Source organism: Prauserella cavernicola (assembly GCF_016595675.1).
Taxonomy (GTDB): domain Bacteria; phylum Actinomycetota; class Actinomycetes; order Mycobacteriales; family Pseudonocardiaceae; genus Prauserella_A; species Prauserella_A cavernicola.
This window is the reverse complement of record NZ_JAENJH010000007.1, coordinates 218,060-243,856: the sequence shown is the minus strand read 5'-3', so window position 1 is coordinate 243,856 and position 25,797 is coordinate 218,060. Positions and strand designations below refer to the sequence as shown.

Genomic DNA, 25,797 nt, shown 5'->3' with positions numbered 1-25,797 from the left:
TTCCGGGATCGGAGCATGCGCTCAGGAACTTGTTGCGGTGGAACAGGTGGGACACCGGCCCCAGTAGATGACCTCGGCCTCGTCGATCGCGAACCCGTGATCGTTGGACGCGGTCAGGCAGGGCGCGGGACCCACGGCGCAATCGACATCGGCGATCGCGCCGCACGACCGGCACACGACGTGGTGGTGGTTGTCCCCGACCCGTGACTCGTACCGGGCCACGGAGCCCAGCGGCTGGATGCGCCGCAGCAGACCCGCGGTGGTCAGTGCCCGCAGCACGTCGTAGACCGCCTGATGGGACACCTCGCCGAGATCCGCACGCACCGCGCCGATGATGGAATCGGTGTCGGCGTGCGGGTGGCCGTGCACCGCGGACAGCACAGCGACCCGGGGCCGGGTCACGCGCAGGGAGACCCCGCGCAGCATGCGCTCGTAGTCCGTCGTTGTCGGCACGCCCGGCAGTCTGCCCTATTTTCTGGACTCAATCAAGATTTGGCGCGGCGGGTCGCACATCCGGGTGTCGCCCCGTTTCGGCGCGCGCGGCCAGGCGCAGGTGCTCGGCCAGCGCGGCCGTGGCCGTCGACGACGTCCGCACCGTGGTGCCCCACGCCAGGTGGTGCTGTCTGCGCGACCACGGTTCCCGCAACGAGCACACGTCGAGTGAGGCGCCGGGATCGATGGCAGGCCGCGGCACCACGGCCAGGCCAGCGCCCGCCGCGGCCAGCGCCACGACGAGTCCCAGATCCGCCGCCGTGGTGCGGTAGCGCACGGCCGGGGCGTGCGGGCCGAGATACTTCTCGATCCACCGGCGCAGCGAGGATCCGGCGTCGAGCCCGACGAGCGGGTGCTCGGCGACCTCGCGGTAGGTCAGCGACTCACGGCCGGAGAGGATCCCGCCCGCCTGGCCGATCACCACCAGCGAGTCGTCCCCCAGCGGCTCGGTGTGCAGTCCCCGGTCGCGGGCCTCGTCGTCGAGCACGACACCCAGGTCGGCCTTGCCGTCGGCGAGCATCCGCACCGTGCGCGGCGTGCGGCTCTCCGACACCGCGACGTCGAGGTCGGGATACTCGCGCAGCAACGAGATCAGCGCCCTCGGCACGATCCGGTGCATCGCCGAGCCGCCCGCGAGCAGCGTCAGCGGCTCGGCCGGTGCGTCGCGGTAGCTCGCGACGGCGCTGTCGAGGCGCGCGGTCTGGACGAGCACGTCGCGCGCGTGCCGGGCCAGGGTGCTGCCCGCCGGGGTGGGCCGCACGCCGCGGCGGCCCCGGATCACCAGTTCCACCCCGGCGTGCCGTTCCAGCGCGCGCACCCTGGCGCTGGCCGAGGGCAGGCTCAGGCTCATCCGCCGCGCGCCGGCCGTGATGGAGCCCTCGTCCACCACGTGCAGGAACAGGCGCAGGTCGTCCAGGTCATACCGCACGGTCTCAGCGTAGATTTCAGCCTCAGGCCACAACAGAGGCTGGGTGCGGCAATCGCGCATTGTGACCGGGCGCCCCCAGCGCGAGGCTCACAGGCATGTCGGAGCTCGTCCTCGCCCTGCTGGCCGGTGTCGCCGCCGGTGCGCTCAACGCCATCGGCGGGGGCGGCACGTTCGTGGCACTGCCCGCGCTGGTCGCGATCGGCCTGCCTCCGGTGACGGCCAACGCCCTGTCCCGGGTGGCGCTCGTCCCGGGCGCGGTGGCGAGCGCGTGGGTGTACCGGCGCGAGATCGGGCAGGTCGGGGGCGCGTCCACGCGGACACTGACGGCGGTGAGCGTCGCCGGCGGCGCCGTGGGGGCCGGGCTGCTGCTGGTGCTGTCCGCGTCGGCGTTCGACACCGCCGCACCGTGGCTGCTCGCCTTCGCGACCGTGGTTCTGGCCTGCGGACGCCGGCTGTCCCGGGTGCTCGCCGCCGCGCTCGGCCGGTCGGTGACGCTCAGCCCGCGCGCGGTGCTGGCGGGGCAGTTCGTCCTCGGGATGTACGGCGGTTACTTCGGCGGAGCCGTAGGCATCCTGATGCTGGCGTGGTGGAGCGCCGGGCTCGGCCTCGACGCGGCGACCACCAACCCGATGCGGATCGCCCAGCTCGCGGCCGTCTACCTCAGCGCGACCGTGCTGTTCCTGCTCGCCTCCGACGTGCTGCGCCACCCGCACCTGCTCGCCGCGATGCTGGTGGGCTCCGTCGCGGGTGGCTACGCGGGCGCCCACCTCGCCCGCGGACTGCCCTCGGGCCTGCTGCGCGGCGCCATCCTGACGATCGCCGTGGTCATGACGGTGCTCTACTTCCTGCGCGGCTGAGAAACGGAGACGACGATGCCGGTCACCGGAGCCAGCGGAGCCGATGCGGCGCGCGCCAGGGTGGCGCTGTCGCACGACGCGTGCGAACTGGCCGAGCGCGCCAGGGCGCTCGTCCCGGCCCGCGACCACGAACCGGGAGCCACACTGGCCGAGGCGCTCGGTGTGCTCGCGGCCGCACGCAGGCTCTGCGCCTCCGCCGCGGAGTTCGAACGGCTCCACGGCGCGAGCCGGGACGAGCTCGGCGCCGCGCTGGCGCGGGCCCGCGACGGCTCCGGGGACACGAGCTGGTGGCGCGAGCACCTGCTCCGGCACCCGCTGGAGGCCGCGCTCGACCTCGACGACTGGGTGCGTCACCACACCGACGGCGACGACCCCGGCCCCGCTCCCGTGTCGGGCATCCTTGCCCACGACAACGGGCACGGGCACGCCGCCGGAACGGCCCCGTAGCGGGCGTGTCCCGGTCCTGTCACATCGGCAGCGTGCCGTCCGTCAAGGTGGTGACGGACGACGACGGAGGATCGAGACCGTGGACGAGCGCGACTTCCTGGCGGAGCGGTTCGAGCAGCAGCGCGGGCATCTGCGCGCGGTGGCCTACCGGATGCTGGGTTCGGTGACCGAGGCCGACGACGCCGTACAGGAGGCGTGGCTGCGGCTGGCCCGCACCGACACCAGCGACGTGAGCAACCTGGGCGGCTGGCTGACCACCGTGGTCAGCAGGGTCTGCCTGGACATGTTGCGCTCGCGACGATCCCGGCGGGAGGAACCACTCGAGACGCACGTGCCCGACCCGATGGTGGGCACCGCGGCGGACCCGGCCGAGGACGCCGTGCTCGCCGACTCGGTCGGACTCGCGCTGCTCGTGGTGCTGGAGACGCTGAAACCCGCGGAGCGGCTGGCGTTCGTGCTGCACGACCTGTTCGGCATGCCGTTCGACGAGATCGCCCCGATCGTCGGGCGCTCCCCCGCCACCGCGACGCAGCTGGCCAGCAGGGCGCGCCGCCGGGTGCGCGGCGCCGCGCGGCCGGACACCGACCTGCCCGCGCAACGCCGGGTGCTCGACGCGTTCCTCGCCGCCGCACGTGGCGGCGACCTGGAGGCACTCGTCGCGGTCCTCGACCCCGACGTCGTGCTCAGGGTCGACTCCGGCGCCGCGGGACCGTCGAGGGTCGTGCGCGGAGCGGAGAACGTGGCGAGACAGGCCATGCTGTTCAACCGCGCCGAACCGCCCGCCGAACCCGTGCTCGTCAACGGCGCGGCGGGGCTGGTCTCGATGGTCGAGGGCAGGCCGGTCGCGGTGTTCTCCCCCACCGTCAGGGGCGGCCGGATCGTCGAGATCAACATCCTGGCCGACCCGGAGCGCATCGCCAGGCTCGGGCTCACCGAACCTGGCTGACCGCGTCCTGGGCCTGGTCGAGGCCCCGGGCCGCGCCGAGCGGGGCGACGTCCAACGTGGACGGAGCGATCGCGACGGTCATGACGGCAAGGCCGTCGCGATCGCTCCCGCTCGGCACAGTGTTGCTACTGCTGGACCATCCCGTCGTTGCACCAGCGCCCATCCAGCTTCTTCGCGGAGAAGGCGCCGCTGTCCGACTGAGTCCCGTCGCTCGCCGTGATCGGGATGTGGGCCTCGTCCGGCCCGACGACCTCGGGCGGTCCGTCGCGCTCGAACCGGATTCCGCTCGCCGCGCCGTCCGTGTTCACCGTCTCGGGGTTACAGGAGACCTCCCTGGCCAGATCACCGTCCTGGGTGTTGAGCGCCTCCACGGTCTTGTCGGCGAGCTCCTCGAGCAGAGCCGTGTCGTCGGTCGCCGGAGCGCTCTCGTCCGATGCCGCACCGCTCTCCGGTGGCGCCTCACTCTGCTCGACCGTGGCGGCGTCACCGCCGGAGCCCTCCGCCTGCTGCGTGTCGTCGTCCCCGCCCGAGAGCACCAGGACCAGCGCGATGACGCCGCCCACCACCGCGACGGCGGCGAGAGACAACCCGACGACGAGGCCGGTCTTCTTCTTCGGTGGCGGCCCACCGGGCGGCCGGCTGTAGGGCTGGTGCGGCTGGGGACCGGGTCCGCCCTGCCCCCAGCCGTGGGGACCCGGCTGTCCAGGTTGCTGCGGTGGGTAGTTCATCGTCCTGCCTTCAGGTTTCTCGTAAGTCGCACGTACGCGGCCGCAGTGTGCTCGGCTCCGGAGGCACTCCGGTGGCATGTGGGTGGCACTCCGGTGGCGCTCGCACATCTCGATCGCCACCGGAACGTGGATCCACGCGTTTCCATCACTCCCACTTCCCGTCGACGACGACTGCATATGGCCGAATATGGCCGAGCGCCACTGCACAACTCGCACTAGACGAGACCTGCGCGTATTCACGTCAGGCAAACCAGCACAGGTGTGCTAGATTGACGGCATGGTACGGACCATCGATCAGGAGGCACGGCGGCGCGAGATCGTCGACGCGGTGTGGCGGATCCTCGAACGGGGCGGACTGGAGGACGCCTCGGTCCGCAAGGTGGCGGCCGAGGCCGGGCTCGCCACCGGCTCCGTCCGCCACTTCTTCGGAACCCAGGCCGAGCTGCACGCGTTCGCACTCCGGTCGCTGTCGGAGCGAGTCGGCGAGCGCGTCCGCCGCGCCGCCGCCGAGCCCGACGTGCGGACCAGGGTGGTGGCGATGCTGACCGAGCTGATGCCGCTGCGCGACGACACCACCAGAGAGCTGCGGATCTGGCTGGAGTTCGTACATCGCTCCCGGTTCGACGAGAACCTCGCCGCGATCGTGGCCGAGCAGGCGGCCGAGGTGCGGCGGTTCCTCACCCACGTCGTCACTGGATTAGGCGAGCTCGGACACCTCTGCCCCACCGCCGACCACGATGAGGTCGCGGCCGGACTCAACGCTTTTGTGGACGGTCTCACCTTCGAGCTCCTGACGGCGCCGGCGCTGCTCACGCGCGAGCGCGCCTTCGCATTGCTGGAGTCCTTTGTGTTCGGCCACCACATGCGAAATGCCGCAGAGTAAGGAGTCCGCTATGGTCGTCGCCATCGTTGCGGCCGAGGCCGCGTTCTGGGTGCTGTTACTGGGCGGCCTGGTGGTGCGTTACCTCGCGCGCCGCGAGCGGCTGAGCATCTGGCTGCTGCGCGGTGTCCCCCTCGTCGACGTGGTACTCGTGACGCTGGTCGCCGCCGACCTGGCCCAGGGAGCGGCCCCGAGTCTGGCTCATGCGCTGGCTGCCGTATACCTCGGCTTCACTCTCGCCTTCGGGCACGCCACGATCGCCTGGGCCGACGCGCGGTTCCGGCACCGCTTCGCCGACGGACCCGCGCCGGTCAAGCCGGCCAAGGGGTCTCGCGCCGAGGTTCGCGGGCTCTGGCGCGAATGGTTGCGCGTGGTGCTAGCCGCGGCGATCGCCGCCGGGCTGCTCCTCGTGCTCGTAGCCGTCGAGGGCGATCCGGTACCCGGCTCGGCCGAAGAGCTGGCGCGGCATCCGTACTGGAGCGTACTGGCGCTGCTCGGTGTCATCACCGCGGGCTGGTTCCTCGCCGGTCCGGCTTTCGCCGGCCGGGGCGAGCCGGAGCACGAGGGGGCCGCGCGGTGAGCGCCCCCGCTCCGGCTCGGCCGCGACCAGCCGCGGGCCCGTTGGCAGCGCTGGCCACCGGGGTGGCCGTGACGCTGGCCGGCAGCGTGGCGGTGCAGGTGTCCCCCGCGTGGCAGGTCCAGGCAGGCGTGGGCGTGCCGGCGACCGTCGTCCTGTTCGCGCTGGCGCGGGTCTGCCGAGAACGCCCAAGCGCCGACGCACTACTGGCGCTCGGGGCGCTGTCGGTGTTCGGTTGGGTCTCGGCCCTGGTCACCGCCGTGCCCGCGGTGAGCACGTGGCTGGGCACTGTCGCCGTTCCTGTCGCATTCCTAGTGGTCAACTCGATGAAGCTGTCGTCGGTGGCGGTGCTGGTCGTGCTCGCGCGGCGTAACCGGTGGTCCCGTCACGACCTGCTCGTGCGCCGCGGCACGCTCAACGCTCCCACCGGGATTCCCGGCCTGCGCTGGGGACTCGCCGGGCCGGTGGTGATCGTCGCCGTACTGGCGCTGTTTCTGTCCGACCCCGCGGTCACCGGGACCGGCCTCGCGGGCGTGGAACTCGTAGAGCTGGTACTCCCGTGGGCGCCGGTCATGCTCGCGGGCTCGCTCGTCAACGCGGTGAGCGAGGAGCTGCTGTACCGGCACGCCCTGATCGCGACCGCGAGCCGGCTGCTCGGCACCGGCACTGCCGTGGTGATGTCGTGCCTCGTCTTCGGTCTCGGGCACATCACCGGCAGCCCCGGCGGCCTCACCGGGGTGCTCGCCACCGCCGTATACGGCCTCGTCTGCGCTGCGGCCATGCTGGGCAACCGCGGCATGACGTGGAACCTCGTGATCCACGTCTTCGGCGACCTCGGCGCGGTCACGGCACTGCTCGTCGCGACCCAGGGCTGAAGTCCGGCGGTGCACCGCGAGACACGACGTCCCTCCGGGTGTCACAACCAACGGACGGCCGGTGTCTGCATGCCGACACCGACCGACCTGGGAGGAAGCCATGACCGGTACCACAAGAATCCCCAAGGCGGAGCTCACCGGCCTCTACGGAGCGCTGGTGAAACGCATGTGCCGCAAGATGATCGGCGCCGTCCCCGAACCGATGGCGGTGACCTGGCACAACAAGAAGGTGCTCGGCTTCAGCTACGCCGTCGGCCGCAAGATGCAGAAGTTCGACCAGTGCGACGAGAACCTGAAGTCACTGGCGCACATGGCGGCCGTGTCGCTGGTCGGCTGCGGCTTCTGCCTCGACCTCGGCTACTTCATGGCCCACAACCAGGGCCTCGACGTCGACAAGGCCCGCGAGGTGCCCCGGTGGCGCGAGTCGACCGTGTTCACGCCTCTGGAACGCGACGTGCTCGCCTACGCCGAGGCCATGACGCAGACCCCGCCGACCGTCACCGACGAGCTGTCCGCCCGGCTGCTGGATCAGCTCGGCGCCGCGGCGCTGGTGGAGCTGACGGCGTGCGTGGCACTGGGGAACATGGTCAGCCGGACCAACACCGCGTTCGGCATCGAGTCGCAGGAGTTCTCGGCCACCTGTGACCTGCGCCCGCTCGCCGTACGCTCGCCCGCATGACAGCCGAGCCGTTCGTCGCCCACCGCCGCCTGCTCTTCACCGTCGCGTACGAGATGCTCGGCTCCGCCGCCGACGCCGAGGACGTGGTGCAGGAGACCTGGCTGCGGTGGGACGGCCTCGGCGACGCCGCCAGGGCCGAGGTGCGCGAACCCAGGGCCTACCTCGTGCGCATGGTCACCCGGCAGGCACTGAACCGGCTCCGGACGGTCTCTCGGCGCCGCGAGACCTACGTCGGCGAGTGGCTGCCCGAGCCGCTGTTGACCAGCCCCGACGTGGCCGAGGACGTGGAACTCGCCGAGAGCGTCTCGATCGCGATGCTCACCGTGCTGGAGACGCTCGCGCCTGCCGAACGGGCGGTGTTCGTGCTGCGCGAGGTGTTCGACGTGCCCTACGACGAGATCGCCGAGACGGTCGGCAAGTCCGGCGCCGCCGTCCGGCAGATCGCACACCGGGCCCGCAAGCACGTCGCCGCGAGGCGCCCTCGGATGGAGGTGAGCCGCGCCGAACAACAGCGGGTCGTGGAGCGCTTCCTCGCCGCACTGTCCACGGGGGACGTGCGGGGGCTGATGGACGTGCTGGCCCCCGATGTCGTCGTGGTCGCCGACGGCGGCGGGCTGGCGGCCGCGGCGCGGCGTCCGATCGTGGGCGCGGAACTGGCGGCGACGCTGCTCGCCAACTTCGCCAAGTTCGCGCCAGAGGCGCCGATCACCACCCTGCACGTCAACGGCTGGATGGCGGCCAGGGTCGACCCGGCGGGCGAGTTCGAGACGGCCGTGGCCTTCGTGATCGAGGACGGCCGGATCAGCCGCCTCTACGCGATCCGCAACCCGGAGAAGCTGCGCCGGCTCGACGAGGTGGCCGAGCTGACGCGCTGAGGCCCGCTCCGCGCGCGCCGGTGCTCAGGCGACGTCCGGGCGCACGGACACCGACGTCTCGACCCCGGCGCGCGCGGAGTGCGTCTGCGGCCACCATCGGCGGTGAACCCGCGAGCGCGGTTCTCCAGACCGCTGGCGGCGAGCACGTCGGGAACAGCGCGTCCGTGGTGGCGTAGTGGCGGCCGAAGGGCCCGACGCCGACGCCGCGCACCACGTGCGTCAGCACCGCGTCGCGGCTCGCGACGCGGTGCCTCGTTCTGCCCGGCCGTTCTCGGCACCGGGTCTCCCGTTCAGACCGAACCGTCGTTCACTCCACACGGGACACTCCCCGGTGCGCCGGAGCGCACCGGGGAGCCGACCTCAGATGCCGCAGCTGGGAGCGGACCAGAACTGGCTGCTCCGGTGCGCGACGTGCACGTGGTCGTCGTGGCCCTGGTAGCCGGGGCCGAGGATCTCGCGGAAACCGTGTTCGCGCGCCTGCTGCGCGAGCGCGCAGAAGCCCTGCGAACCGGCGCCCAGGTCCACGGCGTCACCGTAGAGGTGCCTGCTGGCGGGTGCGCCGCCCACGGCGTCGTTGCACGCGACGCTGCGGAAGCCGCCGTTGACCACGATCGGCTGGTCGCCCATCGCGTGGCGCATCGCCTGCAGCTTCCACATCGACACCAGGGCGTTGGCCTTGGCCTCGGCGGCCGAGACGTTGCCGCCCGACCAGTTGGAGTTGCAGCCGTTGAGCTCGCCGTAGGTGAAGTTCACCGGCGTGCAGTCGTTGTCCTGCAGGGCGTAGATCTTGTCGAAGGTGGCCTGGTTCGCGACGCCGTTGCCACCGAGGCCGTAGGCATCCTGGAAACGGTTCACGGCGGCCTTGGTCGCGGGACCGTACTCGCCGTCGAGCGCGAGCACCGAGCCGGTGCCGGGGTAGCCGGCCACCCGGATCTGCAACTGGCGGACGTCGGCGCCGGACGCGCCCTCCGACAGCTCGCGGTCCCAGGTGAAGCAGGCATCGCTCGCGGAGGCCGCGGGCGCGGGATCGGCGGAGGCCGGCGCGGCGCCGAAGACGGCGACGAGCGCGAACACCGCGAGGAGGAGACGGGATCTCATGACGGAACAACACCTTTCGAGCAGGGAAGGTGGTGACGCCGCAGGATCGCCAGCCTCCGGCGTGTTCGTCAATAACCAACCGGAAAAAGACCTGGTTCGGCCGAAGCCACCCGGCCGACCGGACTAAACTGAACAACCCTTGACAACCGGCACGCCTTATGGGCGTGTCGCCCGTGCCGTGCCCCGGCTACCGTGGCGGCGATGGTGACGCTGGACGAGCTACGGCGGCGGGTGACGGCGAGCTACGACCGCCCCGGAAGCCCCTCGTGGCCCGATCCGCACGAGGACGGATCCGGGCCCCACCACGACGAGTACTCGCGCGTCACCGATCCCGCCGGGTACCGCGTCGTGCACGCCCGCGCCCACGTCTGGGCCCTGCGCCTCGGCGAGCTGCCCGGCATCGACGTGGAACCACTCGGCCCCGTCGACGCGGGGTCCGGCCGGTTCACCCGCGGGACCCGCATCACCTCGGACCAGCCCGGAACCCTGCCCCTGTTGCTGCTCGAACGCGACGTGCCGATGTCCGAAAGGGACATACCGCTGGCCGTGCTGCACCTCGGGCTCGCCAGGCCCGACCTCACCCTCACGGCGCTGCCAGCGTGCGGATGCGACGCCTGTGACGACGGCTCGGCCGCGCTGCTGGCGGAGATCGACGACACGATCGGCACCGTCCTCGATGGACCTCTCGTACTGCTGCGAGGTGCGGACTGGCACGCGCGGTGGCATCCCGGAGGGCAGAGCTCCGGCGGAGCCGGGACGGCGCCGGAGCACGACAGCCTGATGGCGCTCTGCCGCGGACTCGCGGCGGACGAGAACGTGCGCCTGCCCCTCGGCGCCGAAGCCTTCGTCAGCCGCGCGTGGCTCGGCTGACGGCGATCCCGTCAGAGCAACGCATCCAGGGTGATCGGCAGCGACCGCACGCGGACTCCGGTGGCATGATGGACGGCGTTGGCGATCGCGGCGGCGACCCCGACCAGTCCGACCTCGCCGACCCCCTTGACGCCCAGCGCGGAGGCCCGGTCCGGCTCACCGACGAAGGTCACGTCGAGGTCGGGGACGTCGGCGTGCACGGGCACGAGGTAGTCGCCGAAGGTCGCGTTCGCGATCCGGCCGGTGGTGGGGTCGGTGATCGTGTCCTCGAACACCGCCATCCCGATCCCGCCGATGACACCGCCGATGACCTGGCTGCGCGCGGTCTTCTCGTTGAGAATCCGGCCGCCGTCGATCACCGTCGTCACCCGGGATACCCGGACGAGGCCGAGATCCTCGTCGACCCGGACCTCGGCGAAATGCGCACCGAAGGCGCCGGCGAGGGCCATGCCCAGCTCCGTGGGCTGCGCGGGCGTACTGGCGCCGTCGGCGCCGAGCTGCGGCCTGCCGTGCCGCGCGAGGATCGCCGCGTAGGTCTCGCCCCGGCCCGGGTCCCCGCGCCTGCGCAGCCCACCACCCGCGGCCACCACGTCCTCGGGATCGCTGCCGTGCAACGGCGATTCGGGGTCGTCGCGCACGAGCTCGAGCAGCGCGCCGAGCAACCGCTCGCACGCATCGGCCACAGCCGAGCCGAGGGCGCTGGTCAGCCCGGAGCCGCCCGCCTGCGGCGCCTCCGGCAGATCGGAGTCCCCGAGATCCGAGCGCACCTGCTCGAGGGGAAGGCCGAGCAGGTGCGCGCAGAGCTGTGTCAGCACCGTGTAGGTGCCCGTGCCGATGTCCATGCCCGAGCTCGCCACCGTCGCGCCGCCGTCGGCGGTGACGGTCACCCTCGCCAGGCTCGGCGCCTGGTACCAGGGATAGCTGACCCCGGCCATGCCCTGGCCAACGAGCCAGTGCCCGTCGCGCCGCGAGCGAGGCCGTGCCGGGCGGCGCGACCAGCCGAACCGCTCGGCCCCGACCGCGTAGCACTCGCGCAGCGCGTTGCTGGACCACGGCAGGCCCAGCGCGGGATGAACGTCGGCGTGGTTGCGCAGCCTCAGCTCCAGCGGGTCCACGTCCAGCGCACACGCGAGTTCGTCCATCGCGGACTCGAGCGCGAAGTTGCCCTGTGCGTGCGCCGGAGCCCGCATCGACACCGGCGCCGGGACGTTGGCGCGCACCTGCCGATCCGCGGTCACCACGTGGGGACAGGCGTAGGCGACAGCGGAACCGGCGGCGAACGGTTCGTAGTCGTCGTCCTCCACGGCGAGCAGCGACGTGCTGTGGTGCTCGATCGCCACGAGCGTGGCGTCCGCGGTGGCACCGAGGCGGACGCGCTGCACGCCTTTCGGCCGGTGCCCGACCGAGGTGAACATCTGGGGCCTGGTCAGCACCAGTTTGACGGGCCGCCCGACGTCCCTGGCCGCCTGCACCGCCAGGATCACGTGCGGCCACGCCCGCAGCCCCGCGCCGAACCCGCCGCCGAGAAAGGGGCTGAGCACCCGCACCGACACCTCCGGCACCCCGAACACCTCGGCCAGGGTCTCGCGCACCATCGCGGGCCACTGGGTCGCGTCGTACACGGTGAGCCGCTCGCCCTCCCACGCGGCGAGCGTGCTGAACAGGCCCAGCGGGTTGTTGGTGTTGTCCGGGGTCGTGTAAACGGCGTCGACCGTGACGTCGGCCGAGGCCAGCCCGGCATCGACGTCGCCGCGGTGGCTGTCGAGGCCCCACGGGTCGTCGACGGACACCGCGCGCGGGTCGTCGAAGTCGAGGACCGGGTCGGCCGGCGCGTACTCGACCCGGACCAGCCGCGCCGCCGCGGTGGCCTGCTCGCGGCTCTCGGCGACCACCAGCGCCACGTGCTGGCCGTGGTGCCGGATGCGGTCGTCCTGCAGCGGCGCGGGCGGCGACACCCCCAGGCTCGTCATGGGCCCCCGGGGCAGCCGCGGGACGGTGTGGTGGGTCAGCACGGCCAGCACACCGGGCGCCTTCTCGGCCTCGGTCGTGTCGAGGTCGGTGATCCGGCCGGCCGCGATCGTGCTCTGGACCAGTGCGGCGTGCGCCTGGCCGGGCAGGTCGACGTCGGACGGGTAGGGCGCCTGCCCGGTGACCTTCAGCGGGCCGTCCACCCGGTCGACGGGCGCGCCGAGCACGGGCAGGTCCTCCGCGGTGCTCATCGGGTCACCTCCGCGACGGTGCGCAGCTGGCGCACCAGTGTCCGCCGGGCCAGCTCGACCTTGAACTCCGTGCCCGGCACCGTCCAGGCCCCCGCGACGGCGGCGTCGGCCGCCTCCCGGAACACCTCCGGTGTGGCGGGCGCGCCGGACAGCACGGCTTCGGCGGCGCGCGGGCGCCACGGTGTCGAGCCGACTCCGCCGAGCCCGATCCGTGCGTCGCGGACCACGCCGTCCTCGATCAGGAGCGCGACCGCGGCCGAGGTCAGGGCGAACTCGTAGGAGACCCGGTCACGCACCTTGAGGTAGCCGGAGCGGGTGCCCTCGGGCGGCAGCGGAATCTCGACGCCGGTGATCAGCTCGCCGTGCTCCAGCGTGTGCTCGACCTCCGGTCGTCCGCCCGCCTCCAGATAGAACTCGGTGAGCGGGACGCGGCGCGCGCCCCCGGGGCCCTCGATCTCGACGACGGCGTCGAGCGCGACCAGCGCCACCGCGACGTCGGAGGCGTGCAGGGCGATGCAGCGCTCGCTGACGCCGAGGATCGCGTGCATCCTGGCCGGGCCGGTGACGGCGGCGCACCCGGATCCCGGCGCACGCTTGTTGCACGCGGGCACCGCGGGGTCGCGGAAGTACCGGCAGCGCGTGCGCTGCAGCAGGTTGCCCCCGATCGTGGCCATGTTGCGCAGCTGCACGGACGCGCCGAGCAGCAGCGCCTCGCGCACCAGCGGCAGTCGCCGCTCGACCGTGGGGTCGGTGGCCAGCTCCTCCATCGTCGTCAGCGCGCCGACCCGCAGCGCGGCGCCGGTGGTGGTGCTCCCCCGCATCGGCAGGCGGCTGATGTCCACCAGCCGGGCCGGTTCGAGCACGCCGTCCTTCATCAGGTCCAGCTGGGTCGTGCCGCCCGCGAGGAAGGCGGTGGCCGCGTCGCCCGCGTGCGCGGCGAGCGCGCCGGGCACTCCGTCCGGGCGCACGTACTCAAAGGTGCGCATGGTCGCCTCCCTCCCGCGCCACGTCCTTGATCGCGGCCACGACGTTCGGGTAGGCGGCGCACCGGCACAGGTTGCCGCTCATGAACTCGCGGATGTCCTCGTCGGTGCCCGCACGGCCCTCCCGCAGCAGCGCCACCGCGGACATGATCTGGCCGGGAGTGCAGTAGCCGCACTGGAAACCGTCGTGCCGGACGAACGCGTCCTGCATGGGATGGGGCCGCCCCTCGCGGGACAGACCCTCGATCGTGGTCACCTCCCGGCCGTCGCACTGGGCCGCCAGCATGAGACACGCGAGCACGCGCCTGCCGTCGACGTGCACGGTGCACGCTCCGCACGCACCCTGGTCGCAGCCCTTCTTGGTGCCGGTGAGCCCGAGCCGGTCGCGGAGGGCGTCCAGGAGCGTGACACGGGTGTCGGCCCCGACCGTGCGCGGTGTGCCGTTGACGGTGAACGCGGTGGTGATCTCGGCGGCGCCCGGATCGGACTGTGGCGGCGCCGGGGGAACGTCCGGCGTGGAGGTCATGGCTCTCAGTCGCGACCACCCGAGTTTCGTTACACCCCGAACGCACGAGGTCACCTGTGGTGGGGGCCGACATTCCCGACCGCACGGCCTGGTGTACTCGAGGCGTGACGACCATCGACAAGATCGCGTGGATCCAGATCTCCGACGGCGCGATTTTGGGCGCCCGCTCGCACGGCAAGGACGTGTTCTACCTTCCCGGCGGCAAGCGCGAGCCCGGCGAGACCGACCTCGACACGCTCGCCAGGGAGATCCACGAGGAGCTGGCCGTCACCATCGAGACCAGCACCGCGACACACGTCGGCACGTTCGAGGCGGCCGCTCACGGCACACCGGACGGTGCCGTGGTGCGCGTGACGTGCTACACCGCAGACCACCGGGGCACGCCCTCGCCCAGCGGTGAGATCGCGGAGCTGGCGTGGCTGACCTTCGCCGACCGCGACCGGGTCTCGGCCGTCAACCGGGTCGTGTTCGACCACCTTCACGGGAGCGGGTTGCTCAGCTGACGAGCGCCGGGCGGGTTTACCCCCGCGCGGGCGGCGGGAACACGGCGGGCGCCGAGTCACCCCGAAGGGAGCCGACCTCGATGACCGCCCCGAACTGGCACCGCCTCCACACGGCCATCGCCGGAGTGGAGTTTCCCTGCGACCACAGCGATCTCGTGCGCCAGGCCGCGGCGGCCGGTGCCGACGACGACGTGCTGGGGCACCTGTCCGCGCTGCCCCGGCGCCGCTACACCGACTCCGGTGCCGTGGTGACCGCGTGCGGGGAGCTGGCTCCGGGCGACTCGTCCTGACCACTCGTTCCTGTGTGGAGCGTCTCCGCGCGTTTGCCGTCGGTGCGTGCTGGGCAGCCCTGGACCACACCACGATCGCGGTGCCGAAACCCGTACGGACGCAAGGACGAGGAGCTGACCCGATGACCACCGCACGCGACATCATGAACCCGAACCCCACCGTGGTGGCCACCGACGCAACCGCCGCCGACGCGGCGCGGATCATGGCCGGTGAGGGTGTCGGAGCTCTGCCCATCTGTGGCAAGGATTCCAAGATCAAGGGCGTGGTGACCGACCGCGACCTGGTCACGAAGGTGGTCGCCAAGGGCCGCGACGCGGGCACCTTCCCCGCGGGCGACCTGAACCAGAGCGAGGCTGTCACCGTAGGCGCCGACGACCCGGCCGAGGAGGTGCTGGCCACGATGAGCAGGCACGCGGTGCGCAGGGTGCCGGTGATCGACGGCGACCGGCTGGTCGGCATGATCGCGCTGGCCGACGTCGCGCGGACGCTGCCGGAGCACCGCGTCGGCGAGCTCGTCGAGACCCTCGCCGAGAGCTGAGGAGCAGCCGGTGACCACACGCGACGATCTCCGAGCCCAGAAAGCGTTGCAGGGACTGCGTTTTCCCGCGGACAAGCGCGAGATCCTGGAGTACGCCCAGACCCGCGACGCCGGGGAGAAGACCCTCGCGGCGTTGCGTGCCCTGCCGGAGGGCACCTACGCCAACAACGACGACGTCGAGGCCGCGGTGCCGCAGAGCCCGGACAACGCGCTGAGCTGACCTTCGACGACAGCCCGGGCCGGTGGACGCCACCGGCCCGGGTTTCTCGTGTCGGCGCTGGGAGCCGGTGCCCGGCGATATCGCTGACCCCGCGGTGACCGTCGTTGCCCGTCGGTGGGCGCCCTTCAGGGGAACACGACAGTGCTGTGTCCGTTGAGCAGCACGCGGCGCTCGCAGTGCCAGCGGACCGCCCGCGACAACGCGAGCGCCTCAGCGTCGCGGCCCACGGTCTGCAGGGCGCGCGGGTCGTAGGTGTGGTCGATGCGGATCACCTCCTGCTCGATGATCGGTCCCTCGTCCAGATCGGACGTCACGTAGTGCGCGGTGGCTCCCACGAGCTTGACGCCCCGCTCGTAGGCCTGGTGATAGGGCTTGGCCCCCTTGAACCCGGGCAGGAACGAGTGGTGGATGTTGATCGCGCGCCCGTGCAGCGCCTTGCTGGTGGCGTCGGACAGGATCTGCATGTAGCGCGCCAGCACCACGAGTTCCGCGTCGTACTCCTCCACCAGTCGCAACAGGCGCGCCTCGGCGGTCTCCTTCGTCGCCGGGCTCACGGGCACGTGCACGAACGGCAGGCCCGCCGACTCCGCCATCGGGCGCAGGTCCTCGTGATTGGACACCACGGCGACGATGTCGGCGCCCAGACTGCCCGCCCGCCAGCGGAAGATCAGGTCGTTGAGGCAGTGCCCGAGTTTCGAGACCATGACCAGGATCCGCGCGCTCCGAGCGGCGCTGAACTCGTAGGTCATCTGGAACTCGGAGGCGACCGGGGCGAAGTCGGCGGCGAGCCGGTCGAGGTCCACGCCGTCGGGCGCGCTGACCTGGGTGCGCATGAACACCCTCTCGCGCGCCGCGTCGTCGAACTGCCGGTGCTCGTCGATGTCGCAACCCTGCTCGAACAGGTAGCCGCTGACCGCCCGGACGATGCCGGTGCGGTTCGGACAGCTCAGGGTGAGGGTGCAGGTGTCACTCACGGGGATCTCCTCAGCACTCGACGATGTTGAGAGCCAGCCCGCCGCGGGCGGTCTCCTTGTACTTGTCCTTCATGTCGGCGCCTGTCTCGCGCATGGTCTTGATGGCCTTGTCCAGCGACACGTGGTGGGCGCCGTCGCCCCGCACCGCCAGCCGGGCCGCCGTGATCGCCTTGATCGAGGCCACCGCGTTGCGCTCGATGCACGGGATCTGCACCAGACCGCCCACCGGATCGCACGTCAGTCCCAGGTTGTGCTCGATCCCGATCTCGGCGGCGTTCTCCACCTGCTCGGGCGTCGCGCCGAGCACCTCGGCGAGCCCTGCCGCGGCCATCGAGCAGGCCGAGCCGACCTCCCCCTGGCACCCCACCTCGGCACCGGAGATCGACGCGTTCTCCTTGAACAGCAGACCGATCGCGCCCGCGGTGAGCAGAAAGCGCACCACGTGGTCGTCGCCGAACCCCGGCAGGAACCGGGCGGCGTAGTGCAGCACGGCGGGCACGATGCCGGCCGCCCCGTTGGTCGGCGCTGTCACCACGCGCCCGCCCGCCGCGTTCTCCTCGTTCACCGCGAGCGCGAACAGGGTCACCCATTCCATGGCGTGCAACGGATCCTGATCATCCATTCCGGACTCCAGCCGTTCGCGCAGCGCGGCTGCCCTGCGGCGCACCCTGAGCCCGCCGGGCAGCGTCCCGCCGGTGCGGGTGCCGCGCTCGACGCACTCGCGCATGACCGACCAGATGTGCAGCAGTCCGGCTCGGATCTCCGGCTCCGCGCGCCATGCCAGCTCGTTGGCGAGCATGATGTCGCTGATCCGCAGCCCCGTGCCGGCGGTCAGCGCCAGCAGTTCGTCGCCGGTGGTGAACGGGTGGCGGACCGGGGTCGGGTCCTCGACCAGCACGGGACGGCCCGCGTCGTCCTCGTCGAGCACGAAGCCGCCGCCCACCGAGTAGTACTCGCGGCGATCCACCGGGAAGCCCTCGGCATCGACGGCGGTGAAGAGCATGCCGTTGCTGTGGAAGTCGAGCCGCTTGCGCCGGTGCAGCACGACGTCGTCGTCGACGGAGAAGCCGATCTCGTGCTTGCCGCCGAGACTCAGTCGTCCCGTCTCCCGCACCGCGGCCATCGCGGGATCGGCGGCCACCGGGTCGAGCAGGTACGGCTGCTCGCCGGAGAGCCCGAGCACGACGGCCTTGACGCTGCCGTGGCCGTGACCGGTGGCGCCGAGCGAGCCGAACAGCTCACAGCGCAGTCGCGCCGTCCGCACGAGCCGGCCGCTGTCGGTGAGCCTGCCGACGAACTCGTACGCCGCGCGCATCGGGCCGACCGTGTGCGAACTCGACGGTCCGATCCCCACCTTGAACAGGTCGAACACGGAGATGGTCATGAGACGCCCGCCTAATATATCAATCGGCGACAGTGTCTGTCGCTCCGGATTTCAGGACGTAGGATGGGCGGGTGACCGTCGCATCCCACGAGCTCGAGCAGCCGCCGGCCTCGCTGGCCGACCGCGCCTACGCCGCCATCCAGGACCGGCTGATCATGCTCGACATCCCGCCCATGGCCCCGATCGACGACCTCGCGGTGGCGGAGTCGCTCGACATGGGCCGCACGCCCGTCCGGGAAGCACTCAAGCGCCTCGAGATCGACCGCCTGGTGATCTCCTATCCGCGTCGCGGCACCTTCGCCACCGGCGTGGACATCACCGACCTGGCTTACGTCTCCGAGATCCGCGTGCAGCTGGAGCCGCTCGCGGCCCGCCGCGCGGCCGAGACCTCGGGCGACGCCGTGCGCGCTGGTCTGGCCGAGCTCGCCGAGCGAATCCAGCACACCGACGTGCACACCCTGAACCGCACCGACCTGATGCACTGGGACCTGCGGGTGCACCGCGCGATCTACCGCGCCGCGGGCAACCCGCATCTCGAGGACACCCTCGTGCGCTACAACAACCTCGCCACCAGGATCTTCTGCCTGTTCCTCGACCGGATCACGCACTTCGACCGGCACATCGGCGAGCACATCGGACTGCTGCGGGCGATCGCGGACGGCGACGGCGACGAGGCCGCACAGCTCGCCCGCGAGCACGTCACGGGCTTCGAGACGGCGATCCGCGCGATCATCTGAGCGCCCGCGCCGCACGTCACCACCCCACGGCCGCGAGCACATCGAGAGCGTCCCTCGTCGCCGCCACGTCGTGCACCCGCACGACCCGCGCACCCCGCTGCGCGGCGAGCACCGCGGCCGTCACCGACGCGCTCCCCCGCTGCTCCACCGGCCGCCCGGTGAGCTGACCGAGCATCGCCTTGCGCGACAGGCCCACCAGCACCGGCACGCCCAGCCCGGTGAACACCGGCAGCGAGCGCAGGAGCTCCAGATTGTGCTCCAAGGTCTTGCCGAAGCCGAATCCCGGATCGACGATCACGTGCTCGCGGTCGATACCCGCGGCGGCGCACACCTCGATCCGTTCCCGCAGGAACCGCATGACCTCGACCACCACGTCGGTGTAGGCGGGACCCCGCTGCATCAGGTGGGGCGGCCGCAGCATGTGCGTCAGCACCACCGGCACCCCCAGCTCCGCGGCCGCGTCGAGCGCGCCGGGATAGCGCAACGCCCGCACGTCGTTGACCAGCCGCGCCCCTGCGGCCACCGCGGCGCGCATCACCTCCGGCCGTGAGGTGTCGACGGACAGCGGAACGGTCGTCCTGCGCGCCAGCCGCTCGAGCACCGGCACCACGCGGCGCAGTTCCTCGGCGACCGACGGCGGATGAGCTCCCGGCCGGGTCGACTCTCCCCCGATGTCGACGAGGTCGGCACCCTCGTCGATCAGCCGCAGCGCGTGCCCGGCGGCCGCCTCGTGTCCGCCGAACGCACCGCCGTCGGAGAACGAGTCCGGCGTGACGTTGACGATCCCGCACACCAGGGGCCTTGCCGCGGTGACACGGACCGGCAGGACACCCGCGAGCGGGGCGGTCACGGTGACCTCCTGGCGGGGTCGAGGATGCGGCGCGAGAGCGGAGCCGCGGGGCGCCCCGCCGCCCGGTACGGGAGTCCGGGCGGCGGGGTCTTCCGGACAGGTCTCGATGGCGTCCATGCGCATGACCTTCGGCCCCCTTCAGCGGCGGATGCGCGTCATGTCGGGGTCGACCAGCGGCTCGGCGGTGACGGTGGCCCGGACCAACCGGTCGAAGTACTGGATCTCCACCGACGTGCCCTCGACCGCGGAGGACGGCAGCCAGGCGTAGGCGATCGGCCTGCCGATGGTGTGGCCGAACGCGGCCGAGGTGACGTAGCCGGCCGCCTCGCCGTCCAGCAACACCGGTTCGTGGCCGAGCACCACGCTGCGCCCGTCGTCGACGGTGAGGCAGGCCAGCCGCCGCGCCGGGGTCCGCTGCTCCCGCCCGGCGATCGCGTCGTGTCCGACGTAGCCGGTCTTCTTCTTGTTCACCGCGAAGCCGAGCCCGGCCTCGTACGGGTCGTGCTCGGTGGTCATGTCCGAACCCCACGCCCGGTAGCCCTTCTCGAGGCGCAGGCTGTTGAACGCCGCGCGTCCCGCCGCGACGACGCCGAGGGGCTGCCCGGCCTCCCACAGCACAGACCACAGCTTGTGGCCGTACTCGGCGCTCGTGTAGATCTCCCAGCCGAGTTCGCCCACATAGGACAGTCGCATCGCGGTCACGGGAATGCCCGCGATGTGGGCGTGGGCGAGCCGGAAGTACTTCAGCGCCTCGTGCGAGAAGTCGTCGCCGGACAGCGGCTGCACCAGGTCGCGGGCCAGCGGTCCCCACACCCCGACGCAGCAGGTGGCGCCGGTGATGTCGCGGATCTGCACGCTGTGGTCGTCCGGCGCCTGGCGCAGGAAGTAGTCCAGGTCCAGGTTGCTGTTCACGCCGACCTGGTAGGTGCTCTCGTCCAGGCGGGCCACGGTCACGTCGGAGCGGACGCCGCCCGCGTGGTCGAGCAGCAGCGTGTAGGTCACCGAGCCGACGGACTTGTCCATCTTGCCGGTGGCGAGGCGCTGCAAGAACTCCGTGGCGCCCGGCCCGGAGACCTCGAGCCGCTTGAGCGGGGTCATGTCGTAGAGCGCCACCGCGGTGCGCGTCTTCCACGCCTCCACCGCCGCGATCGGCGAGTGGAACATGGCCGACCACGCGTCGCGCGAGGGCGGCTGCCACTCCGGCGGCAGGTCCTTCACCAGCCGCGCGTTGGACTCGTACCAGTGCGGCCGCTCCCACGTGTGCGCCTCGAGGAAGAACGCGCCGAGCTCCTTCTGCTGCGCGTAGAACGGGCTGACCTTCACCTCGCGCGGGGAGAGCTTGGGCTGCAACGGGTGCAGCACGTCGTAGATCTCCACGAAGTTGCGCTGCGCCGTCTCGTCCACGTACGCGTCGGTGGTCTGGAGCTCGTCGAACCGGTTGACGTCGCAGCCGTGCAGCTCCACCTCGCTGCGGCCGTCGACGAGCAGCTGCGCGACCGCCTTCGCCACACCCGACGAGTGCGTCACCCACACCGCCTCGGCGACCCAGAACCCGGCGACCTCGGGCGACTCCCCGATCAGCGGGCCGTTGTCCGGGGTGAACGAGAACACCCCGTTGAAGCCGGACTCCACTTTGGCCTCGCGCAGCGCGGGCAGCAGGTCCCTGCTGTGTTCCCAGGACGGCGCGAAGTCCTCCTCGGTGAACGGCAGCATCGACGGCATCGCGTGCTCGCCCATGCCGCGGTCGTCGACCTCGGGCAGGTCGCCCAGCCGCGCCGGCATGGGGCGGTGGGCGTAGGTGCCGATGCCGAGACAGTCGTTGTGCTCGCGGTAGTACAGGTCGTGGTCCTGGTGCCGCAGGATCGGCAGCCGCGCCTCGATCCGCTCGTCGTTGCGGCCGACGAGCTCGGCGAGCTGCCCGGTGCGGGCGTACTGGTGAGCCAGTGGCAGCAGCGGCACGCGCATGCCCACCAGCTCACCGACGGCGCGGCCCCAGAACCCGGCGCACGAGACGACGATGTCGGCGGCGATCTCGTCGCCCGCGTCGGTGCGCACCCCGCTCACCCGGCCGCCGTGCTGCAGCACGGCGGTGATCTGGGTGGAACCACGGAACACGGCGCCGCGCGACTCGGCGCGCCGGGCCAGCGCGACCACGGCGCGGGATGCCTTGGCCAGGCCGTCGGTGGGCGTGTGCAGGCCACCGAGCACCGTGTCCTGGTCCAGCAACGGATGCAGCTGCGCGCAGCGCGCGGGGTCGACCACCTCGGCGGGCACGCCCCACGACAGCGCCCAGCCGTGCTTGCGGTGCAGGTCGGCCAGCCGCTCCGGGGTGGTCGCGATCTCCAGGCCACCGACCTGGTTGAAGGACCAGCCGCCGGCCGCCTCGGTGTCGAGACCGCGCAGTTTCTCCATCGTGTAGGTGGCGAACTCGGTCATCGTCTTGGACCCGTTGGTCTGGAAGACGAGGCCAGGGGCGTGCGAGGTGGAGCCTCCGGTGAGTGGCAGCGGGCCCTGGTCGACGACGGTGACCTGAGTCCAGCCGCGCTCGGTGAGCTCGTCGGCGAGGTTCGCGCCGACGATCCCTGCTCCGATGATGACAACGCGGGGGGTCGTGCTCATGAAAGGATCACTCCTCACTGAGGTTCGCGAGAGCTGCGGGATGGCAGGGAGCGGCGCGGAGTTCCTCGGCGGTGTCGAGCACCCAGTCGGCGAGGTAGCCCGCGAAGGACTGCCGGACGAACAGCCGGAAGTCGTCGGCGCCGAGCGCGAGCAGCAGCACCACGGTCTGGCCGACGTGGGTCTGCGCGCAGGTACCGGCCGGAAACGCCGTCGGGCGCAGATCAAGGGAGCAGCCCAGCGACAGCAGCTCCCTGGCCAGCTCCCCGCGCAGGCGCAGGCTCGTGCGCTGGGCGGAGACGTCGACGGCGGCGCCGTCGAAGGCGGAGACCACCCAGCCCAGCTCGCGCTCGAGCTCGGCCGGGTCGCCGCCCGCGCTGGTGAGCAGCCACTCGTCGGGGCCGAGCCAGATCAGCTGGCCATCGGCGGTGTGGGTCCAGGTGTTGGGCTCGGCGGGCAGTGCCGTGCCGAGCGCGCGGCCGAGTGCGTCGCCGCCCGGACCCACCGGGCCGACCCGCAGGTCCACGGCGGCGACCTCGTCCTCGGGGTACACGCTCAGCCCGCCCACCGCCGCGGAGAGCTCGGCCAGTGCCGCGCGGCGGTGCGCCAGCGGGTGGGTGCGGAACAGGGTGTCAGCCATCGCGGCGTGCTCCTTCCGGATCGACCAGCACGGTGTCGCCGATGAGTGCCCGCACGAGCGCGCCGTCCACGGGAACGTCGACCAGCTCGCCGATGCGGGCGCGGCCGTTCTTCACCAGGGCCAGCGCGAACGGCCGCGCCAGCTCCGCGCTGTGGTAGCTCGACGTGACGTGCCCGAGCATCGGCACGGGCGGCTCGGGCAGCCCGTCGTCGCACAGCTCCACGATCTGCGAGCCCTCGGGCAGCCTCGTGCGGCCGTCGACGGGCAGCAGGGACACGAACTGCTTGCGCAGCGGGTTGTGGTTCTCCGGCCGCGAGAACGAGCGCTTGCCGACGAAGTCGTCCTTCTTCTTCGACACCACCCAGCTCATGCCGAGGTCCTGGGGGCTGACCGTGCCGTCGGTGTCCTGCCCGATGATCGGGTAGCCCTTCTCGGCGCGCAGGACGTGCATGGTCTCGGTGCCGTACGGCGTGATCCCGTGCCGCTGTCCCGCCGCGAGCAGCCTCGTCCACAGCGCGGGCGCGTACCAGGAGCAGACGTTGACCTCGTAGGCCAGTTCGCCCGAGAACGAGATCCGCGCGACCCGCACCGGCACGCCGTCGAGCGTGGTGTCGCGCCACGCCATGAACGGGAACGCGTCGTTGCCGACGTCGAGGTCGGCGAAGACCTCGCCGACGACCTCGCGCGAGCGGGGTCCGACGACGGGGAACACCGACCACTGCTCGGTCACCGAGGTCAGGTGCACGCGCAGCTCCGGCCACTCGGTCTGCAGCCACTCCTCCATCCAGTCGAGCACGGTCGCCGCGCCACCGGTGGTCGTGGTGAGCAGGTAGCGGTGCTCGTCGATGCGCAGCACGGTCCCGTCGTCGAGCACCATGCCGTCGTTGCCGCACAGCACGCCGTAGCGCACCCTGCCGACCTTGAGCGTGCTCATCATGTTGGTGTACAAGCGATCGAGCAGCACTCCGGCGTCCGGGCCCTGCACGTCGATCTTGCCGAGCGTGGACCCGTCGAGGATGCCGACACCCGAGCGCGTGGCCGCGCACTCGCGCAGCACCGCGGTGTCCATGTCCTCGCCCGGCCGCGGGTAGTAGCGGGGCCGCTTCCACTGGCCGACGTCCTCGAACACCGCGCCGGCCGCCACGTGCCACTCGTGCAGCGGCGTGGTGCGCACGGGATCGAACAGCTCGCCCCGCGAACGCCCGGCGAGTGCGGCGAACGCGACCGGCGTGTACGGCGGCCGGTAGGTGGTGGTGCCGAGGTCCTCGATGCGCGCGCCGAGCAGTTCGGCGGTGATGCCCGAGGCGAGCACACCGGAGGTCTTGCCCTGGTCGTGCGCCGTGCCGATGGTGGTGTAGCGCTTGACGTGCTCCACCGAGCGCAGCCCGGCGCCCACGGCGCGACCGATGTCGGTGACGGTGGCGTCGCGCTGGATGTCGACGAACTGCCGGTCCGGATCGCCCTCGGTGCGCCATACGATCCCGGTCGGCGTGCGCGCCGGTTCCGGACCCGCCACCGGCGCGTCGGGTCCCGCGCCGTCGCGCAGCACCCCGGCGAGGTCGAGGGTTCCGTTGGCGGCACCGATCGCGGTGACGCCGGGCAGCGAGGACGTGGGCCGGAACGAGCCGAGCTCCGGATCGTAGGCCAGCGCGCCGCGCGCGTGGCTGAACAAGTGCACCACCGGGTTCCAGCCGCCCGAGACCAGCAGCAGGTCGGCGGGCAGGCGGATCCCGCCGTCGACGGTGCGCGCGAGCACGGCCCGCACCCGCTGCTCGCCCTCGGTTCCGGTGACCACGGCCGAGGCGTGCACCGCGACGCCCGCGTCGGCGGCGCGGGCCGCCCACTCGCGCGGAGGCGCGTCGCGGACGTCGAGCAGCGTGACCTCCGACCCGGCACCGGCCAGGTCGAGCGCGGCGGCGTAGGCGGCGTCGTCGGAGGTGAACACCACGACCTCGCGGCCCGCGAGCACGCCGTAGCGGTGCAGGTAGTCCCGCGCCGAGGCGGCCAGCATGATGCCGGGCCGGTCGTTGTCGGCGAACACGATCGGCCGCTCCTGCGCGCCGGTGGCGACCACGACCTTGAGCGCTCGGATCCGGTGCACGCGCTGCCTGCCGCGGTGCGCGGGCGCGGCGGCGCCGAGGTGATCGGTCCGCCGCTGGAGTGCGAGCACGAACCCGTCGTCGTACTGGCCGAACGCCGTGGTGCGCTGCAGGTGCCGCACGCCGAGCCGGGCCAGTTCCTCCACGACGTCGGCGACGAACTCCAGCGCGGGACGGCCGTCGACCACCTCCGTGCCGGTGAGTGCGCCGCCGGCACAGGACCGGTCGTCGACCAGCACCACGTCCTCGCCTGCCCGCGCGGCCGCGAGCGCCGCGAGCAGCCCGGCCGGGCCGGCGCCGATCACCAGCGTGTCGGTGTGGGTGTGCTGCCGGTCGTAGCGCGCGGGATCGGCGAGGCTGGCGAGCCGCCCCTGCCCGCGCAGGCCCCGCGCGACCAGACCGTCGACGAGCTCCACCGTGGTGGCCTGCAGCATCGGCTCGGGAAACGGCCGCTCGATCTGCACCAGCGCGGTCGCGTCCTCGGTCCACGCGGCGCTGATGCCGTGCGGGCGGCCGAGCTTGACGCTGGAGCCGACCAGATGCACGCCGTTGGCGAGCAGCGCCGAGGCGAGCGTGTCACCGGGGTGGCCGGTGTAGGTGCGGCCGTCGAAGGTGAAGGTGAGTGTGCGGCCGGTCTCGACGCGCCCGTAACCGTGGACCCTGCTCATACCCGCGCCTCCCGCTGCTGCGTGACCGGCAACGGCTCCCCTGGCTTGGCGGTGCCCAGGAACCGGTAGGTGCGGGTGTCGCGCACGGCGGTGAACCAGCGGCGGCACCCCGCGTTGTGGCTCCAGCGCTCCGCGAACGGGCCCTTCGGGTTGTCCCGGTAGAAGACGTACTCGGCCCAGTCCTGATCGGACAGTTCGGCGGGCCGCTCCGGGTAGGCGAGCTCGGCCTGGCCGCCGTAGTGGAACTCGACCTCCTCGCGGGGGCCGCACCACGGGCAGTGGATGAGTTGCATGGCG

Annotated in this window: 28 protein-coding genes; 14 read left to right on the top strand and 14 right to left on the bottom strand. The window is 72.2% G+C overall.

The genetic code is table 11. The annotated features are described in order from the left end of the window. Positions 1-21: 21 nt before the first annotated feature. Together JHE00_RS25460 and JHE00_RS25455 are read right to left on the bottom strand one after the other, a co-directional pair. Positions 22-453, bottom strand: a complete 432-nt coding sequence (locus tag JHE00_RS25460; RefSeq protein ID WP_200322588.1) for a Fur family transcriptional regulator — start codon at positions 451-453, stop codon at positions 22-24. Between the two features lie 28 nt (positions 454-481). Continuing rightward, the gene (locus JHE00_RS25455) at positions 482-1,420 is read right to left on the bottom strand and encodes a LysR family transcriptional regulator (RefSeq protein ID WP_200322586.1); all 939 of its coding nucleotides are present in this window, start codon (positions 1,418-1,420) and stop codon (positions 482-484) included. A gap of 95 nt (positions 1,421-1,515) precedes the next feature. Between JHE00_RS25455 and JHE00_RS25450 the strand changes: the two genes are divergently transcribed. The 3 genes from JHE00_RS25450 to sigJ all read left to right on the top strand — a co-directional run bounded on the left by JHE00_RS25450 (position 1,516) and on the right by sigJ (position 3,670). Then, positions 1,516-2,277 carry a sulfite exporter TauE/SafE family protein gene (locus tag JHE00_RS25450; protein ID WP_200322584.1) on the top strand — a complete coding sequence of 254 codons (762 nt, stop codon included), beginning with the start codon at positions 1,516-1,518 and terminating at the stop codon, positions 2,275-2,277. A 15-nt stretch (positions 2,278-2,292) separates the two neighbouring features. Then, a complete protein-coding gene (locus JHE00_RS25445) occupies positions 2,293-2,724 on the top strand; it encodes a hypothetical protein (RefSeq protein ID WP_200322582.1) in 432 nt (143 codons plus the stop codon). 79 nt (positions 2,725-2,803) lie between these two features. Continuing rightward, positions 2,804-3,670: an RNA polymerase sigma factor SigJ gene (gene sigJ / locus JHE00_RS25440; protein WP_200322580.1), complete on the top strand. Its 867-nt coding sequence runs from the start codon at positions 2,804-2,806 to the stop codon at positions 3,668-3,670. A gap of 125 nt (positions 3,671-3,795) precedes the next feature. On the opposite strand, the gene JHE00_RS25435 is transcribed toward sigJ, so the two are convergent. Next, on the bottom strand, positions 3,796-4,398 hold the full coding sequence (locus JHE00_RS25435) for a hypothetical protein (protein WP_200322578.1): 603 nt from the start codon (positions 4,396-4,398) through the stop codon (positions 3,796-3,798). 277 nt (positions 4,399-4,675) lie between these two features. Between JHE00_RS25435 and JHE00_RS25430 the strand changes: the two genes are divergently transcribed. The 5 genes from JHE00_RS25430 to JHE00_RS25410 all read left to right on the top strand — a co-directional run bounded on the left by JHE00_RS25430 (position 4,676) and on the right by JHE00_RS25410 (position 8,284). Further along, a complete protein-coding gene (locus JHE00_RS25430; RefSeq protein ID WP_200322576.1) occupies positions 4,676-5,281 on the top strand; it encodes a TetR/AcrR family transcriptional regulator in 606 nt (201 codons plus the stop codon). Positions 5,282-5,291: 10 nt separating this feature from the next. Next, a complete protein-coding gene (locus tag JHE00_RS25425) occupies positions 5,292-5,858 on the top strand; it encodes a hypothetical protein (RefSeq protein WP_230424927.1) in 567 nt (188 codons plus the stop codon). Further along, positions 5,855-6,730: a CPBP family intramembrane glutamic endopeptidase gene (locus JHE00_RS35960; RefSeq protein WP_200322572.1), complete on the top strand. Its 876-nt coding sequence runs from the start codon at positions 5,855-5,857 to the stop codon at positions 6,728-6,730. Before JHE00_RS25425 ends, JHE00_RS35960 begins: the two co-directional genes overlap by 4 nt. Before the next feature lie 100 nt (positions 6,731-6,830). Further along, on the top strand, positions 6,831-7,409 hold the full coding sequence (locus JHE00_RS25415; protein ID WP_200322570.1) for a carboxymuconolactone decarboxylase family protein: 579 nt from the start codon (positions 6,831-6,833) through the stop codon (positions 7,407-7,409). Next, on the top strand, positions 7,406-8,284 hold the full coding sequence (locus JHE00_RS25410) for an RNA polymerase sigma-70 factor (protein WP_200322568.1): 879 nt from the start codon (positions 7,406-7,408) through the stop codon (positions 8,282-8,284). The genes JHE00_RS25415 and JHE00_RS25410 overlap by 4 nt, the downstream gene beginning before the upstream one ends. 360 nt (positions 8,285-8,644) lie before the next feature. Here JHE00_RS25410 and JHE00_RS25405 read toward each other — a convergent pair whose 3' ends face one another. Beyond that, entirely contained in the window at positions 8,645-9,382 is a 738-nt protein-coding gene (locus JHE00_RS25405) for a D-Ala-D-Ala carboxypeptidase family metallohydrolase (RefSeq protein WP_200322566.1), read from the bottom strand. Between the two features lie 201 nt (positions 9,383-9,583). Between JHE00_RS25405 and JHE00_RS25400 the strand changes: the two genes are divergently transcribed. Further along, positions 9,584-10,252 carry a DUF6226 family protein gene (locus JHE00_RS25400; RefSeq protein WP_200322558.1) on the top strand — a complete coding sequence of 223 codons (669 nt, stop codon included), beginning with the start codon at positions 9,584-9,586 and terminating at the stop codon, positions 10,250-10,252. Positions 10,253-10,263: 11 nt separating this feature from the next. Here JHE00_RS25400 and JHE00_RS25395 read toward each other — a convergent pair whose 3' ends face one another. From JHE00_RS25395 to JHE00_RS25385, 3 genes are read right to left on the bottom strand one after another with little or no spacing between them, the layout of a single operon-like run. Beyond that, the gene (locus tag JHE00_RS25395) at positions 10,264-12,471 is read right to left on the bottom strand and encodes a xanthine dehydrogenase family protein molybdopterin-binding subunit (protein ID WP_200322556.1); all 2,208 of its coding nucleotides are present in this window, start codon (positions 12,469-12,471) and stop codon (positions 10,264-10,266) included. After that, complete coding sequence (locus tag JHE00_RS25390) at positions 12,468-13,457, bottom strand: FAD binding domain-containing protein (RefSeq protein WP_200322554.1); 990 nt, start codon at positions 13,455-13,457, stop codon at positions 12,468-12,470. Before JHE00_RS25390 ends, JHE00_RS25395 begins: the two co-directional genes overlap by 4 nt. Then, entirely contained in the window at positions 13,444-13,980 is a 537-nt protein-coding gene (locus tag JHE00_RS25385) for a (2Fe-2S)-binding protein (RefSeq protein WP_200322552.1), read from the bottom strand. Before JHE00_RS25385 ends, JHE00_RS25390 begins: the two co-directional genes overlap by 14 nt. A 104-nt stretch (positions 13,981-14,084) precedes the next feature. Between JHE00_RS25385 and JHE00_RS25380 the strand changes: the two genes are divergently transcribed. The 4 genes from JHE00_RS25380 (at position 14,085) to JHE00_RS25365 (ending at position 15,532) form a co-directional block, all read left to right on the top strand. Then, positions 14,085-14,483 carry an NUDIX hydrolase gene (locus JHE00_RS25380; RefSeq protein WP_200322550.1) on the top strand — a complete coding sequence of 133 codons (399 nt, stop codon included), beginning with the start codon at positions 14,085-14,087 and terminating at the stop codon, positions 14,481-14,483. 80 nt (positions 14,484-14,563) lie between these two features. After that, positions 14,564-14,773 carry a DUF2795 domain-containing protein gene (locus tag JHE00_RS25375; RefSeq protein WP_200322548.1) on the top strand — a complete coding sequence of 70 codons (210 nt, stop codon included), beginning with the start codon at positions 14,564-14,566 and terminating at the stop codon, positions 14,771-14,773. Between the two features lie 122 nt (positions 14,774-14,895). Continuing rightward, on the top strand, positions 14,896-15,312 hold the full coding sequence (locus tag JHE00_RS25370) for a CBS domain-containing protein (RefSeq protein WP_200322546.1): 417 nt from the start codon (positions 14,896-14,898) through the stop codon (positions 15,310-15,312). 10 nt (positions 15,313-15,322) lie between these two features. Continuing rightward, entirely contained in the window at positions 15,323-15,532 is a 210-nt protein-coding gene (locus JHE00_RS25365; RefSeq protein ID WP_200322538.1) for a DUF2795 domain-containing protein, read from the top strand. A 125-nt stretch (positions 15,533-15,657) separates the two neighbouring features. Here the strand turns inward: JHE00_RS25365 and purU are convergent, their stop codons facing one another. Together purU and JHE00_RS25355 are read right to left on the bottom strand one after the other, a co-directional pair. Continuing rightward, positions 15,658-16,506: a formyltetrahydrofolate deformylase gene (gene purU / locus JHE00_RS25360; RefSeq protein WP_200322536.1), complete on the bottom strand. Its 849-nt coding sequence runs from the start codon at positions 16,504-16,506 to the stop codon at positions 15,658-15,660. Positions 16,507-16,516: 10 nt separating this feature from the next. Beyond that, positions 16,517-17,890 carry an L-serine ammonia-lyase gene (locus JHE00_RS25355; protein ID WP_200322534.1) on the bottom strand — a complete coding sequence of 458 codons (1,374 nt, stop codon included), beginning with the start codon at positions 17,888-17,890 and terminating at the stop codon, positions 16,517-16,519. 71 nt (positions 17,891-17,961) lie between these two features. Between JHE00_RS25355 and JHE00_RS25350 the strand changes: the two genes are divergently transcribed. Beyond that, positions 17,962-18,627, top strand: a complete 666-nt coding sequence (locus tag JHE00_RS25350; RefSeq protein ID WP_200322532.1) for a GntR family transcriptional regulator — start codon at positions 17,962-17,964, stop codon at positions 18,625-18,627. A gap of 16 nt (positions 18,628-18,643) precedes the next feature. On the opposite strand, the gene folP is transcribed toward JHE00_RS25350, so the two are convergent. From folP to JHE00_RS25325, 5 genes are all read right to left on the bottom strand, one after another. Then, positions 18,644-19,477 (bottom strand): dihydropteroate synthase, encoded by an 834-nt coding sequence (gene folP, locus JHE00_RS25345; protein WP_307832098.1) that lies wholly within the window; start codon positions 19,475-19,477, stop codon positions 18,644-18,646. A gap of 138 nt (positions 19,478-19,615) precedes the next feature. Beyond that, on the bottom strand, positions 19,616-22,096 hold the full coding sequence (locus tag JHE00_RS25340; protein ID WP_200322528.1) for a GcvT family protein: 2,481 nt from the start codon (positions 22,094-22,096) through the stop codon (positions 19,616-19,618). A gap of 7 nt (positions 22,097-22,103) precedes the next feature. Further along, positions 22,104-22,733, bottom strand: a complete 630-nt coding sequence (locus JHE00_RS25335; protein ID WP_200322526.1) for a sarcosine oxidase subunit gamma — start codon at positions 22,731-22,733, stop codon at positions 22,104-22,106. Continuing rightward, positions 22,726-25,500, bottom strand: coding sequence for a 2Fe-2S iron-sulfur cluster-binding protein (locus tag JHE00_RS25330; protein ID WP_200322524.1), 2,775 nt, complete (start codon positions 25,498-25,500; stop codon positions 22,726-22,728). Before JHE00_RS25330 ends, JHE00_RS25335 begins: the two co-directional genes overlap by 8 nt. Then, positions 25,497-25,793, bottom strand: coding sequence for a sarcosine oxidase subunit delta (locus JHE00_RS25325; RefSeq protein WP_200322522.1), 297 nt, complete (start codon positions 25,791-25,793; stop codon positions 25,497-25,499). Before JHE00_RS25325 ends, JHE00_RS25330 begins: the two co-directional genes overlap by 4 nt. Between the last annotated feature and the right edge of the window lie 4 nt (positions 25,794-25,797).

Bases quoted from the DNA above. Each gene is read 5' to 3' on its own strand.
- JHE00_RS25410 (WP_200322568.1), top strand. From the start codon at position 7,406: ATGACAGCCGAGCCGTTCGTCGCCCACCGCCGCCTGCTCTTCACCGTC.
- JHE00_RS25375 (WP_200322548.1), top strand. From the start codon at position 14,564: ATGACCGCCCCGAACTGGCACCGCCTCCACACGGCCATCGCCGGAGTG.
- JHE00_RS25450 (WP_200322584.1), top strand. From the start codon at position 1,516: ATGTCGGAGCTCGTCCTCGCCCTGCTGGCCGGTGTCGCCGCCGGTGCG.
- JHE00_RS25325 (WP_200322522.1), bottom strand. From the start codon at position 25,793: ATGCAACTCATCCACTGCCCGTGGTGCGGCCCCCGCGAGGAGGTCGAG.
- JHE00_RS25415 (WP_200322570.1), top strand. From the start codon at position 6,831: ATGACCGGTACCACAAGAATCCCCAAGGCGGAGCTCACCGGCCTCTAC.
- JHE00_RS25385 (WP_200322552.1), bottom strand. From the start codon at position 13,980: ATGACCTCCACGCCGGACGTTCCCCCGGCGCCGCCACAGTCCGATCCG.
- JHE00_RS25330 (WP_200322524.1), bottom strand. From the start codon at position 25,500: ATGAGCAGGGTCCACGGTTACGGGCGCGTCGAGACCGGCCGCACACTC.
- JHE00_RS25370 (WP_200322546.1), top strand. From the start codon at position 14,896: ATGACCACCGCACGCGACATCATGAACCCGAACCCCACCGTGGTGGCC.
- JHE00_RS25340 (WP_200322528.1), bottom strand. From the start codon at position 22,096: ATGAGCACGACCCCCCGCGTTGTCATCATCGGAGCAGGGATCGTCGGC.
- JHE00_RS25395 (WP_200322556.1), bottom strand. From the start codon at position 12,471: ATGAGCACCGCGGAGGACCTGCCCGTGCTCGGCGCGCCCGTCGACCGG.
- JHE00_RS25425 (WP_230424927.1), top strand. From the start codon at position 5,292: ATGGTCGTCGCCATCGTTGCGGCCGAGGCCGCGTTCTGGGTGCTGTTA.
- JHE00_RS25390 (WP_200322554.1), bottom strand. From the start codon at position 13,457: ATGCGCACCTTTGAGTACGTGCGCCCGGACGGAGTGCCCGGCGCGCTC.
- JHE00_RS25445 (WP_200322582.1), top strand. From the start codon at position 2,293: ATGCCGGTCACCGGAGCCAGCGGAGCCGATGCGGCGCGCGCCAGGGTG.
- JHE00_RS25435 (WP_200322578.1), bottom strand. From the start codon at position 4,398: ATGAACTACCCACCGCAGCAACCTGGACAGCCGGGTCCCCACGGCTGG.
- JHE00_RS25430 (WP_200322576.1), top strand. From the start codon at position 4,676: ATGGTACGGACCATCGATCAGGAGGCACGGCGGCGCGAGATCGTCGAC.
- JHE00_RS25355 (WP_200322534.1), bottom strand. From the start codon at position 17,890: ATGACCATCTCCGTGTTCGACCTGTTCAAGGTGGGGATCGGACCGTCG.
- JHE00_RS25405 (WP_200322566.1), bottom strand. From the start codon at position 9,382: ATGAGATCCCGTCTCCTCCTCGCGGTGTTCGCGCTCGTCGCCGTCTTC.
- JHE00_RS25400 (WP_200322558.1), top strand. From the start codon at position 9,584: ATGGTGACGCTGGACGAGCTACGGCGGCGGGTGACGGCGAGCTACGAC.
- JHE00_RS25335 (WP_200322526.1), bottom strand. From the start codon at position 22,733: ATGGCTGACACCCTGTTCCGCACCCACCCGCTGGCGCACCGCCGCGCG.